Below are 12194 nucleotides of genomic sequence, written 5' to 3' on the forward strand. Positions count from 1 at the left end.
ACAGCCTTACCGGAATGGCGCCCGCGCCAGGGGCGCGAGCATCTGCACGCCAAAGACGTTGCCGCGCTGCAAGGTGAGGAGGATGCGCTGGCGGCGTGGGGGCGAATTGCCGATTACCAAAACAATCGCCGTGTGTTGCTCGAGCGGGGCGAGTCGGTGCTTGAACCGTTCTGCCCCAAGATCCTTGGGGGTCAAGCCCTGGCCTTGGATGAGTGGGCGTCCAAACAAGCCTTACGCGCCTTCGGCCTGAGCACGCCAGCGGCTGTATTGAGTACGCCGGGGCGGGCGATTGCGGACGCCAAGCGGCTGGGTTACCCATTGGTGCTCAAGGCCGTCAGCGCTGATTTGCCGCATAAAACCGAAGCCGGCGCCGTAGCGTTGAACCTGCAAGATGGCTTCGCCCTGACGGCCGCGCTCGAGCATATGCGCCGCAACATCGCGGAACATGCCCCAGGCGTCCTCTTTGAGCAATTGCTGTTGGAGTCCATGGCCGCGCCGCCCTTGGCCGAGTTGATCGTGGGCATCAAGCGTGAAAACGACTTCGGCCTGGCCTTGGTGATTGGCGCTGGCGGCATCCTCGTGGAATTGCTCAAGGACAGCCGCAGCCTGTTGCTGCCGACCACCGACGCTGCGATTCGCAACGCTGTGCTCAGCCTGCGCAGCGTCGCCTTACTGCAAGGCTTTCGCGGGCGTGAAGTGGCGGATATGGACGCATTGGTCGCGGCGATCCGCGCCGTGGCGGACTACGCCTGTGCCCATGCCGAGCAGTTGCTGGAATTGGATGTGAACCCATTATTGGTCAATGCCCGGGGCGTCACGGCGGTCGACGCATTGATTCGTTTAGGAGATGGCTATGCAGGATAAAACAATGACGGGCGGTCAGGCCCTGGTGCGGTTGCTCGCCAACTATGGCGTCGACACAGTATTCGGCATTCCCGGCGTGCACACCCTGGAGCTGTATCGTGGCTTGCCCGGCAGCGGCATTCGCCATGTGCTCACGCGCCACGAACAGGGCGCGGGGTTTATGGCTGACGGTTATGCGCGCGTCAGCGGCAAGCCGGGCGTGTGCTTTGTGATCACCGGCCCTGGCGTCACCAACGCGGCAACGGCCATCGGCCAGGCGTATGCCGACTCGATCCCGATGCTGGTGATCTCCAGCGTCAATCACCTGGCCAGCCTCGGAATGGGTTGGGGCATCCTGCATGAGACTCAGGATCAGCGCTCGATGACTGCACCCATCACCGCGTTTTCGGCCGTGGCCTTGAGCACCGAGGATTTGCCCGAGCTGGTCGCCCGCGCTTACGCGGTGTTCGACAGCGAGCGGCCACGGCCGGTGCATATTTCGGTGCCGCTGGATGTGCTGGCCGCACCGATTGAAAGGGACTGGAGCAATGACGTGGTACGCGGTGCCGGGCGTGGCTTGCCAGCAGCCGATGTGTTGGATCAGGCGGCGGCCAAACTCGCCTCGGCCAAACGCCCGATGATCATTGCCGGCGGTGGTGCGCTGGCGGCGGGTGCGGCCTTGCAGCGGTTGAGCACGCAACTGGCGGCACCGTTTTTTACCAGTGTCGCGGGCAAGGGGTTGTTGCCGATGGGTGACCCGCTGAATGCCGGTTCAACCCTCTGCGTCGAGCCCGGCTGGCAGTTGATCAGCGAGGCGGATGTGGTGCTGGCGGTGGGTACGGAAATGGCCGACACCGATTATTGGCGTGAGCGCCTGCCGATCAACGGTGAGTTGCTGCGAGTGGATATCGACCCACGCAAGCTCAATGATGTTTACCCGTGCGCGGTGGCGCTGCAGGGCGATGCCGATCAAACCGCGCGGGCGTTGCTTGCGCGCTTGCCTACGACGCCGCGCCCCCCTGAAGCCGCGCGCGAAAAAGTCGCCGCGCTGCTGCAGGCCGTTAAGCGGGGGCACGGCCCATTGCAGTCGATGCACCGGGCCATTCTCGACCGCATTGAGGCTGAACTGCCGGCCAACGCCTTCATCAGCAGCGACATGACCCAACTGGCCTACACCGGCAACTATGCCTACCGAAGCCGGGCCCCGCGCAGTTGGCTGCACCCCACCGGCTACGGCACCTTGGGTTACGGCCTGCCAGCGGGTATCGGCGCCAAGTTCGGCGCGCCGCAGCGGCCAGGGCTGGTGCTGGTGGGCGACGGTGGGTTCCTCTACACCGCCCAGGAGCTGGCCACCGCCGTGGAGGAGCTGGACAGTCCGTTGGTGGTGCTGCTGTGGAACAACGACGCCCTCGGCCAGATCCGCGACGACATGCTCAGCCTGGACATCGAGCCTATCGGCGTGCTGCCGCGCAACCCGGACTTCGCGTTGTTGGCCCAGGCGTTCGGGTGCACCGTGAACCAGCCAAAGAACCTGGATGAATTGCAGACGGACTTGCGCAACGGCTTCAAACGCAATGGCGTGACCTTGATCGAGTTGAAGCATGCCTATGCCTGTTGACCCTTAGCGGAGCAAGGCCATGAGCGAAAACAACAACAAGATGGCTCAAGCAATGCACCGACGGGACTTCCTCGAACACTGCGCCGTGGCCGGCGCGGTGGCGTCAGCGTTTTCCATGGGCTTGCCTATGCAGGCTTTCGCCGAAGACGCGGCGCCCAAGCCGGGTGGTGTGCTCCGCCTGGGCCTGGCCGTTGGCAGCACCCACAACGTCGCCAGCGTGCGCGCGATTGCCGATCAAGTGCTGGTGATGCAGCGGGGCAGGGCGGTCGACCAAGGCCGGCGCAGCACGATGTTTACCTCGCCGTACCAGGACTGTACCGGCCTGCTGTTTTTATCAGAGCCGGAAACGGACCGGACTGACTCGATCATTTGCCGGCCCAACGGCCGGCGCACACCGTTTGAGGCATTCACATGAACGTTTTGATTGTTCACGCCCATCCTGAGCCGCAGTCGTTTACCGCCGCCTTGCGCGACCAGGCTGTCGTCGCGCTGCAAGCCCAGGGGCATGAGGTACAGGTGAGTGACTTGTACGCCATGCAGTGGAACCCGGTGGCCTCGGCTGCGGATTTTTCAACGCGGGAGAATCCCGAGTATCTGGTGTATGCCCTGGAGCAACGCCTGGGGGTGAAGAAGCAGTCAATCGCGGCGGATATCCAAGGCGAGTTGGACAAGCTGTTGTGGGCCGACTTGTTGATCCTCAATTTCCCGATTTTCTGGTTCTCGGCACCGGCCATGCTCAAGGGCTGGATCGATCGAGTGCTGGTGTCGGGGGTGTGTTACGGCGGCAAGCGTTTTTACGATCAGGGCGGCCTGGCCGGCAAGCGAGCGCTGGTCACGGTGACCTTGGGCGGGCGTGAGCACATGTTCGGTGAGGGCGCAATTCACGGGCCGCTGGAGGAGATGCTGCGACCGATTCTGCGCGGTACGTTGGCGTATGTGGGGTATGACGTGTTGGCGCCGTTTGTGGCGTGGCATGTGCCGTACATCAGCGCAGAGGCGCGCCAGGCATTTTTGTTGGCATACGAGCTGCGGTTGCAAGGGCTGGCGGATGAGCTGCCTTTGGTGTTTCCCAAACTTGAGCAGTTTGATGAGGCGCTGTATCCACTGTCCTGAACCGTGCACTGTTCAAATGTGGGAGCAAGCCCCCTCCCACATTGTTGATCTGCATGGATCGGTGGGTTCAGTGTGGCTGGCGCAAGCGCTCGGCTGCACTGCGCAACAGTTGCTCAGTAGCCTTCCAACCCAGGCAGCCATCGGTCACCGACACGCCGTACTTCATCGACGCGCTCAATGGCTGGCAACCTTCGAACAGATGACTCTCAAGCATCATGCCGATCAGCGAGGTGTCGCCTTGCAGGCGCTGTTCCAGTACGTCGTTGAACACCGCCGGTTGACGCAACGGGTCCTTGCCACTGTTGGCGTGGCTGCAATCGACCATGATCCGCGCCGCCACCTTGGACTTGGCCAAATCGTGTTTCACCTGCGCCACGCTTGGCGCATCGTAGTTCGGCCCACGGTGACCGCCGCGCAGCACCAGGTGCGTGTCGGGGTTGCCCGGGGTCTGGATGATCGCCGGGTGGCCCTGGCTGTCAACGCCGAAGTGGCGGTGCGGGTGCGAGGCCGAGCGCATCGCGTCACAGGCAATCGCCACGCCGCCGTCGGTGCCGTTCTTGAAGCCGACGGGCATGCCCAGGCCGCTGGCCATTTCGCGGTGGATCTGCGATTCGGTGGTGCGTGCACCGATGGCGACCCAACTGAGCAGATCATCGAAGTAGCCGGCGGCCATGGGTTGCAGCAGCTCGGTGGCCACCGGCAGGCCCAGGCGCAGCATTTCGCGCATCAGCTCGCGGGACAGCGTGAGGCCTGCGGCCATGTCATCGCTGCCATCCAGGTGCGGGTCGTAGGCCAGGCCTTTCCAACCGATGGTGGTGCGTGGTTTTTCAACGTAGGCGCGGATCACCAGCAGCATCTGGTCGCTGACTTCAAGCGCCAGCTTCTTGAGGTTGCGTGCGTATTCCATGGCCGATTCCGGGTCGTGGATCGAGCACGGGCCGACAATCACCAGCAAACGTGAATCTTCGCCATTGAGAATGGCGCGCACAGCTTGGCGATGGGTGTGGATCTGTTCGTTGAGGAACGGGCTGAGGGGCAGTTGGTGTTTTAAATCAAGGGAGCTGGGCAGGCGCTGGGTCAGGGCTTCATTGGCGCTGGACAGGTTGGACACAGGCAAGGCGGCGACGGAGGAGTTCATATTCAAGGCTTCCTGGGCAAGCGGCGGGCGATTCCCGCACGCTCTGCCCTACTGGGGTGTTCGACAATTGGCCGTATTGGCTACGAGTGTTGGCTTGCCACCGATAGGTGACCGATCGGAGGCGGCAGGCTGTCCCGAACGGAGCTGGCTAAATCGCCATGCAGTGCACGTGTCGTAGCGGTAATAGGTGGCGTAGTTCATGTCTTTATTCCTCTGAGTATTCTTCAAAATGTGGGGCCTTAAAAAAACAAAACCCCCGGTCGGGGAGCCGACCGGGGGTTAGATTTCTCTGGTAGGCGACCCTTGAGTAGTGGGCGCCGATTTCAGGTATCAGGCGCGCCAGTGGCTAAACCAATACCCAAAATAAAAGCTGACCAGTGCGCTCAAACCGTTCACGCGGGTAGCCGACACCGAACGCGAGGCGCTGGTAGCAGGGCAAACCTGGGTGTGGGTGAGTGGCAACATGGTAGGTCTCCAGATGATGCAATGAGCTTACTAGAGGGGCAGGGGTGGATTCAATCAGTAATTTCTATCGCGTGAGGTACTTACGGCGATGGGGTGAGTGCCGATATGCTGCGAATACGTTGACATTGATTGCTGGGACGCGACCATGACTGCCTTGACCCTTGCTGCTGCTCAGACCATCGCCATTGCAGGTGACGTGCCGGCCAACATCCAGCGACACCTGGCATTTATGCAGGCAGCAGCGGAACACGGCGTGCAGTTGCTGGTGTTTCCAGAGCTGTCACTGACCGGGTATGAGCCGACGCTGGCGGCAGGGTTGGCGATTGCCCCCCAGGATGCATTGCTCGCACCCCTGCGCGATAGGGCGCGGGAGCTGCGGCTGACGGCGGTGGTTGGGATGCCGATTCGTGTGGCGCCGCAGACGGGCGTGTTGATCGGCGCACTGGTGTTGGGCGCGGACGGTTCGCTGGCGGTCTATACCAAGCAGCATTTGCACCCAGGCGAAGACGCGGCGTTTATCGCGGGGCAGGGTGGCGCAGCCCTTGAGTATGGGGATAACCGCATTGCGCTGGCAGTCTGTGCCGACTTTTCCCACGCCAGCCATCCGCGTCAGGCGGCTGAAGCGGGCGCCAATGTGTACGCGGCCGGTGTGCTGATCAGCGAGGGCGGTTATGCCACCGACAGTGCGTTGCTACAAGGCTATGCCGCCGAGCACCGTTTGCTGGTGTTGATGGCCAATCATGGCGGCCCATCGGGTGGCTGGGCCTGTGCGGGGCGCAGCGCCATCTGGGCCGCGGATGGCGGTTTACTTGCCGCCGCGCCGGGTATCGGCGACGTGTTGGTCATTGCCCGACACGATGGCGGGCAATGGGCGGGTCACGTGGTGGTGCTGTAAATGACATTTCACCTGCGCGTAGCGACAAGTGAGGACCTGCCATTTGCGCGAACGCTGACCCTCGAGGCCATGGGCCGCTATTACCAGCAGTACGGGTTGTTCTGGTCTGACCGAGGCTTCGACGCCGCTTGGGCGGGACGGGAAAATTGGCTGATCTGCAAGGATGAGCGCGTGATGGGGTTTGTCAGCGTGAACCGCGACAGCGAGGCGCTGTATATTCGCGAATTGCACCTGCTGGAAAGCTGCCGTAAGCAAGGCGCAGGCAGTTGGGTGCTGGAGCAGATGGTAATCAAGGCGCGCACACAGGGGCTGGGGCTTTTACGCTTGACCGTGTTCAAGACTAATCCGGCGAGAAGGCTGTATCAGCGCCAGGGTCTGAGCATTGCTGGGGAGGAGGGGTGCTTCTGGCGCATGGAGCGTGAGTGTCACGAAACGCCATCGGACTAAAGCAGGCACGCTGTACGAATAAGCGCATACTGCTGTCAGGAAACCGCTTGCGTATCGCGGTGTTGAGCAGCGGGCTCGTCCACGATTATCCCTTCTTTCATGCCCAGCAGCACAGCCACCTTATGGGCTTCCCCACGTCGTCCTTTTTTACGCCCTGCAAGCACTTGATACGTCGTGGCTGGATCGACGCCGTGCTCACGAGCGAACGCTTGAACTGACTTTCCTTGATGTTCCAACCAAGCCTTGGCTTGTGCAGCAGTGCGAATACCGGGCATAGTTCAAAACCGTTCAAGTTTGTATAAAGACGAGATGAGTATGTCACCTCTTGGGGTGTGCCAGACAGGATCATACATCCAAATGAGTGGAATCGGTTCGCGGTTAAGACAGGAAAGAGAACGTCTTGGCCTGTCGCAGAAAATATTTGGTGAAATCGGCGGCGTTGAAGCAAACGCCCAAGGCAAGTACGAGAACGGGGGGCGCGCGCCCAAGGCGGACTATCTGTCACGCGTAGCTGAGCGTGGTGTAGACCTTTTATATGTGCTCACGGGGAGCCCGACGCCGATTCAATTGGAAAACCTGAGTCAGCTTGAAGAAAAGATCCTCGAAAATTATCGCGCCATGTTCAAGGAAGACCAGGACGCTATCCGCAGATTGACCACCACCTTGGCGGAACATTCAGCGACGCAGAACGGGAAATCCAAGCCGGCGTTTCCGCAAACCTGACCTTTTGCTCAGCATAATCCGCAGTCTGACGCTCTGCGTAGGCCTATATCCTGAGCAAACTCTATATATATGACACTTGCAGCTAGGTCTGCGCATTGGTTTTTTGCTAAGGTGTTCAGCAACCTATAAGACCATATCGCGAGGTGTCTGCTTGATTAGGGTGCTAGTAGTCGATGACCATGATCTCGTTCGTACAGGCATTACACGAATGCTGGCTGACATCGATGGCCTGCAAGTAGTCGGTCAGGCCGAGTCGGGGGAGGAATCCCTGATCAAGGCCCGGGAGTTGAAACCCGATGTGGTTTTGATGGACGTCAAGATGCCTGGGATCGGCGGTCTTGGTGCCACTACTAAATTGTTGCGCAGCCATCCGGACATTAAAGTCGTGGTGGTCACAGTGTGCGAGGAAGACCCTTTTCCGACTCGCCTGCTGCAGGCTGGCGCGGCCGGTTACCTGACCAAGGGCGCGGGCCTGGCGGAGATGGTGCAAGCCATTCGCCTGGTGTTTGCCGGCCAGCGTTATATCAGCCCGCAGATCGCTCAACAGTTGGCTATCAAGTCGTTCCAGCCCACCAGTGACTCGCCTTTTGACGCGCTGTCGGAGCGGGAAATCCAGATTGCCTTGATGATCGTCGGCTGCCAGAAGGTGCAGACGATCTCCGACAAGTTGTGCCTGTCGCCCAAAACCGTCAACACCTACCGCTATCGCATTTTCGAGAAGCTCGCCATCAGCAGTGATGTTGAATTGACCCTGCTCGCGGTGCGCCACGGCATGGTGGACGCCAGCGCCTGACATGACCACACCGTTTGATCCAAGTGCCTTTCTCTCAACCTGCAGTGGCCGCCCCGGCGTGTACCGCATGTTCGACAGCGAGGCGCGCCTGCTTTACGTGGGCAAAGCCAAGAACCTGAAGAACCGCCTGGCGAGCTACTTTCGCAAGACCGGCCTGGCGCCGAAAACCGCCGCCCTGGTGGCGCGTATCGCCCAGGTCGAAACCACCATCACCGCCAATGAAACCGAGGCGCTGCTGCTTGAGCAGACGCTGATCAAGGAGTGGCGACCGCCCTACAACATCCTGCTGCGCGACGATAAATCCTACCCCTACGTATTTTTATCCGACGGCAACTTCCCGCGCCTGAGCATTCACCGTGGCGCGAAGAAGCAGAAGGGCAAGTATTTCGGCCCGTACCCCAGCGCCGGCGCGATCCGGGAGAGTTTGAGCCTGCTGCAAAAGACCTTTTTTGTGCGTCAGTGCGAAGACAGCTTCTACAAGAACCGCACGCGCCCGTGCTTGCAATACCAGATCAAGCGCTGCAAGGCGCCCTGTGTTGGCCTGGTTGAACAGGCGGAATACGCCGAGGATGTGCGCCATTCGGTGATGTTTCTCGAGGGGCGCAGCAATGCGCTCACCGATGAACTCTCCAGTGCCATGGAGCAGGCCGCCAGCACTTTGGATTTCGAGCGGGCCGCTGAGTTGCGTGACCAGATCTCGCTGCTGCGCCGCGTACAGGACCAGCAGAGCATGGAAGGCGGTACCGGTGATGTCGATGTGATCGCCGCCTTCGTTAACCCTGGCGGCGCCTGTGTGCACCTGATCAGCGTGCGCGGCGGGCGTGTGCTGGGCAGCAAGAACTTCTTCCCGCAGACGGGGATCGACGAGGAAGTAGCCGAAGTCATGGCCGCCTTCCTTGGCCAGTACTATGTCAGCAGCCCCGAACGCGACTTGCCCTCCGAACTGATCGTCAACGTGGTGCATGAAGACTTTCCCACGCTGATCGAGGCCATTCACGAGCTGCGCGGTCGCGAGCTGGACATCAGCCACCGCGTACGCGGCACCCGCGCCCGCTGGCAGCAACTGGCGGTGACCAACGCCGAGCAGGCCCTGAGCGCGCGTCTGGCCAATCGACAGCACGTCGCTGCACGCTTCGACGCCCTGGCGGAAGTCCTCAACCTGGACGAGCCGCCCCAGCGTCTGGAGTGCTACGACATCAGCCACTCCAGCGGTGAGGCCACCGTGGCGTCCTGCGTGGTGTTCGGGCCGGAAGGGCCGATCAAATCCGATTACCGGCGCTACAACATCGAAGGCGTCACCGCCGGCGATGACTATGCTGCCATGCACCAGGCCCTGACGCGCCGCTTCAGCAAATTGAAGGACGGAGAGGGCAAGCTGCCGGATATCTTGCTGGTGGACGGCGGTAAGGGCCAGCTGTCCATGGCCCGTGACGTGCTCAACGAGCTGGCGGTGCCCGACCTGATCCTGCTTGGCGTGGCCAAGGGCGCCACGCGCAAGGCGGGTTTCGAAACCTTGTACTTGAATGATGCTGCCCATGAGTTCACTTTGAAGGGCGACTCACCCGCGCTGCACCTGATTCAACAGATTCGCGACGAAGCTCACCGTTTTGCCATCACCGGCCACCGCGCCCGTCGCGGCAAAACCCGGCGAACCTCAACCCTGGAAGGGGTGGCGGGCGTTGGTCCGACCCGTCGTCGCGACTTGCTTAAACATTTTGGTGGCTTGCAGGAGCTATCCCGTGCCAGCATTGACGAAATAGCCAAAGCTCCCGGTATCAGTAAAAAGCTCGCTGAGCTGATTTATGCAAATCTGCACAGCGAGTAGAATGCCTTCTCACCTCGTAGCCAGTTGTGCCGATGAATATCCCTAATCTGATCACCGTTCTACGCGTCCTACTCATTCCAATTTTCATTTTGCTGTTTTATTTGCCGTACGAATGGAGCTATGTCGCCTCCAGCTCGGTGTTTGCTTTTGCCGCCGCGACCGACTGGCTCGACGGCTACCTGGCACGTCGCCTGGAGCAGAGCACGCCGTTCGGCGCGTTCCTGGACCCGGTAGCCGACAAACTCATGGTGGCCGTCGCCCTGGTCTTGCTGGTGCAGGAACACGGTAACTTGTGGCTGACACTGCCGGCCGCCGTGATCATCGGTCGTGAGATCGTCGTTTCGGCCCTGCGCGAATGGATGTCGGAAATTGGCGCCCGCGCGCATGTTGCCGTCTCCAACATGGGCAAATGGAAAACCGCTGCGCAAATGCTCGCGCTGGTGATTCTGCTGGCAAATCCTTCGGACTTCTCCTTCTGGGTCCTTGCCGGCTACGCCTTGCTGCTGATCGCCGCTGGCCTGACGTTGTGGTCCATGCTCCAGTATTTGCGCGCCGCCTGGCCGCATCTGCGCACCACCGTTGAAAAGAAATAAAACTTTTTTGAATCAAGGGGTTGACGGGTTCTGATAATGCTATAGAATGCGCATCACCAAGACGCGGGAATAGCTCAGTTGGTAGAGCACGACCTTGCCAAGGTCGGGGTCGCGAGTTCGAGTCTCGTTTCCCGCTCCAAACACAAAGAAAAAGCCACTCAATAGAGTGGCTTTTTTTTGCCTTTGATTTACTCAATAGACGCTCCGGCGTCTTCATATTTAACGAAAACGCCGGTCAGAAATGGTCGGCGTTTTCGTTTGTGCATTTTTATATTCGTCTGATCGCCCGCCTTCGTATTTTCTAGCTCGCGCGCCCCTCGCACGCCGTCCAGCGGCTGGGATGGGGCCGGGCACTGGTGTGTGCCTCGGTAAACACAGCTATTTTGAGCAGTAGCAGTGTGCGGACTGGACGCCAATGGGGTCTGTTCACTGGCGAACATAGCGAAGACCCTCGCTGGTGCTGCACGCGTTATGACAGCGGCAGGCGGACGGTGAAGCAGCTGCCTCTTCCCAAGCCCTCGCTATGGGCCACAACGCTACCTGCGTGTGCTTCGACCAATTCACGCACTACCGTCAAGCCAACCCCCAGGCCTTTTTGATTCACACACACGGTGTGTTCGTCCTGGATAAACGGTTCGAATATGATCGGCAGGGCGTTCGCGGAGATACCCATGCCGGTGTCTGAGACGTCAACCTGCGCCCATGTACCCGTGACCCGAAGCGAAAGCTGGATGACGCCATTCGTGTGGGTAAATTTTGAGGCGTTGCTCAGTAAGTTGGAGAACACTTGGGTGAGCCGTAGATGATCGCCTTCAACCTTAACCTTCGTCGGTGCAAGCGTGAGTTCAAGCACCTGAGTTCTGGCATTCATCGCCGGTTCGCAAATATCGACGGCTTGTTGAATCACCGTTGCGAGATCGAGGGTTTTACGCGTCAGGTGGAGCTTGCCCGCACCGATTCGGGTGACATCGACCAGATCATCCACCAGACGTGTCAGGTGTTCGATCTGTTTGTGGATGATCGCATGGAGCCTCGGTCCGTCTCTTTGATCGCTCCGTTCAAGCATTTCAGCGCTCAGGCTAAGCGGCGCCAAGGGGGCGCGAAGTTCATGAGCCACCATGGCCAGAATGAACTTCTCATGTTCCAGGGTTGCTTCGGCCAGTGTTTGCAACTGTTGTGCTTTCAGTGCAGCGATAACAAGCGCACCGTTGGCTTCACGCCTGTGCAACATGCGTTGTCTCAGACCGCGAGGGAGCGGGGAGGCGACAGGTTTATCCCGCTTAACGCGATACATCGCAGCATCGGCACTGTCAATCAGCGACTGCGCGTCGGTGCCGTCCACTGGGTAAAGGCTAATGCCAATACTGATGCTGATACGTAACTGTCGGTCACCGATTGCCTTGGGCGCATTCAAGCTCGAGATGGTCTTATCCGCCACGCTCAGGGCATCATCGCGAGAGGTGCAATGCGCGAGCAGAATGACAAACTCATCGCCGCCATAACGGGCGACAGTGTCACCGTCCTGAACGCACTGAGTCAGGCAACCCGCCGTCTCGATGAGCAGTACGTCACCGAGGTGATGGCCCAATGTGTCGTTGATCAATTTTAAATCGTTTAAATCCAAAAACAGTAAAGCGAAGCTGCCACTGTGAAGTTGAGCATCTTCAATGGCGTGCTGAAGGAGGGCCCTGAGTTCCCGCAGAATAGGCGGGGTGGGACGTTAATCTATATTGGCGGCGCG

13 protein-coding genes, 1 tRNA gene and 1 pseudogene are annotated in these 12194 nt (G+C 60.0%); 11 read left to right on the plus strand and 4 right to left on the minus strand.

Annotation, left to right across the window (positions count from 1 at the left end; translation table 11 throughout):
• The 4 genes and pseudogenes from E0F99_RS25445 to E0F99_RS25460 all read left to right on the plus strand — a co-directional run.
• On the plus strand, window positions 1-864 hold an 864-nt coding region (locus tag E0F99_RS25445; RefSeq protein ID WP_207303100.1), incomplete at its 5' end, for an acetate--CoA ligase family protein.
• The gene (locus E0F99_RS25450; RefSeq protein ID WP_083359134.1) at window positions 854-2461 is read left to right on the plus strand and encodes a 5-guanidino-2-oxopentanoate decarboxylase; all 1608 of its coding nucleotides are present in this window, start codon (window positions 854-856) and stop codon (window positions 2459-2461) included. The genes E0F99_RS25445 and E0F99_RS25450, both read left to right, overlap by 11 nt.
• Window positions 2462-2480: 19 nt before the next feature.
• Window positions 2481-2863, plus strand: a pseudogene (locus tag E0F99_RS30975) (twin-arginine translocation signal domain-containing protein).
• 9 nt (window positions 2864-2872) lie between these two features.
• Window positions 2873-3574 (plus strand): NAD(P)H-dependent oxidoreductase, encoded by a 702-nt coding sequence (locus E0F99_RS25460; RefSeq protein WP_083359133.1) that lies wholly within the window; start codon window positions 2873-2875, stop codon window positions 3572-3574.
• A gap of 67 nt (window positions 3575-3641) precedes the next feature.
• Here the strand turns inward: E0F99_RS25460 and E0F99_RS25465 are convergent, their stop codons facing one another.
• Complete coding sequence (locus tag E0F99_RS25465; RefSeq protein WP_083359132.1) at window positions 3642-4712, minus strand: 3-deoxy-7-phosphoheptulonate synthase; 1071 nt, start codon at window positions 4710-4712, stop codon at window positions 3642-3644.
• 330 nt (window positions 4713-5042) lie between these two features.
• Window positions 5043-5177, minus strand: a complete 135-nt coding sequence (locus tag E0F99_RS30915) for a hypothetical protein (protein ID WP_269457873.1) — start codon at window positions 5175-5177, stop codon at window positions 5043-5045.
• 145 nt (window positions 5178-5322) lie between these two features.
• Here E0F99_RS30915 and E0F99_RS25470 point away from each other — a divergent pair, with 145 nt between their 5' ends.
• Together E0F99_RS25470 and E0F99_RS25475 are read left to right on the plus strand one after the other, a co-directional pair.
• The gene (locus E0F99_RS25470; RefSeq protein ID WP_083359131.1) at window positions 5323-6072 is read left to right on the plus strand and encodes a carbon-nitrogen hydrolase family protein; all 750 of its coding nucleotides are present in this window, start codon (window positions 5323-5325) and stop codon (window positions 6070-6072) included.
• A complete protein-coding gene (locus tag E0F99_RS25475) occupies window positions 6073-6519 on the plus strand; it encodes a GNAT family N-acetyltransferase (RefSeq protein WP_083359130.1) in 447 nt (148 codons plus the stop codon).
• 35 nt (window positions 6520-6554) lie between these two features.
• Here the strand turns inward: E0F99_RS25475 and E0F99_RS25480 are convergent, their stop codons facing one another.
• Window positions 6555-6794 carry a DNA-binding protein gene (locus E0F99_RS25480; RefSeq protein ID WP_083359129.1) on the minus strand — a complete coding sequence of 80 codons (240 nt, stop codon included), beginning with the start codon at window positions 6792-6794 and terminating at the stop codon, window positions 6555-6557.
• An 82-nt stretch (window positions 6795-6876) separates the two neighbouring features.
• On the opposite strand from E0F99_RS25480, the gene E0F99_RS25485 reads away from it, so the two are divergent.
• From E0F99_RS25485 to E0F99_RS25505, 5 genes are all read left to right on the plus strand, one after another.
• Complete coding sequence (locus E0F99_RS25485) at window positions 6877-7242, plus strand: helix-turn-helix domain-containing protein (RefSeq protein WP_083359128.1); 366 nt, start codon at window positions 6877-6879, stop codon at window positions 7240-7242.
• Between the two features lie 151 nt (window positions 7243-7393).
• Window positions 7394-8035, plus strand: coding sequence for a response regulator transcription factor GacA (gene gacA, locus E0F99_RS25490; protein ID WP_003190387.1), 642 nt, complete (start codon window positions 7394-7396; stop codon window positions 8033-8035).
• A 1-nt stretch (window position 8036) separates the two neighbouring features.
• On the plus strand, window positions 8037-9860 hold the full coding sequence (uvrC, locus tag E0F99_RS25495) for an excinuclease ABC subunit UvrC (RefSeq protein WP_083359127.1): 1824 nt from the start codon (window positions 8037-8039) through the stop codon (window positions 9858-9860).
• A gap of 32 nt (window positions 9861-9892) precedes the next feature.
• Window positions 9893-10453, plus strand: coding sequence for a CDP-diacylglycerol--glycerol-3-phosphate 3-phosphatidyltransferase (gene pgsA, locus E0F99_RS25500; protein WP_083359126.1), 561 nt, complete (start codon window positions 9893-9895; stop codon window positions 10451-10453).
• A gap of 63 nt (window positions 10454-10516) precedes the next feature.
• Window positions 10517-10592: transfer RNA gene (locus tag E0F99_RS25505), tRNA-Gly, on the plus strand.
• A gap of 330 nt (window positions 10593-10922) precedes the next feature.
• Here the strand turns inward: E0F99_RS25505 and E0F99_RS25510 are convergent.
• Entirely contained in the window at window positions 10923-12158 is a 1236-nt protein-coding gene (locus E0F99_RS25510) for a diguanylate cyclase domain-containing protein (RefSeq protein WP_341273821.1), read from the minus strand.
• Window positions 12159-12194: the final 36 nt, after the last annotated feature.

Origin of the sequence: Pseudomonas antarctica (genome assembly GCF_900624995.1) — a bacterium.
GTDB classification, from domain to species: Bacteria; Pseudomonadota; Gammaproteobacteria; order Pseudomonadales; family Pseudomonadaceae; genus Aquipseudomonas; species Aquipseudomonas antarctica.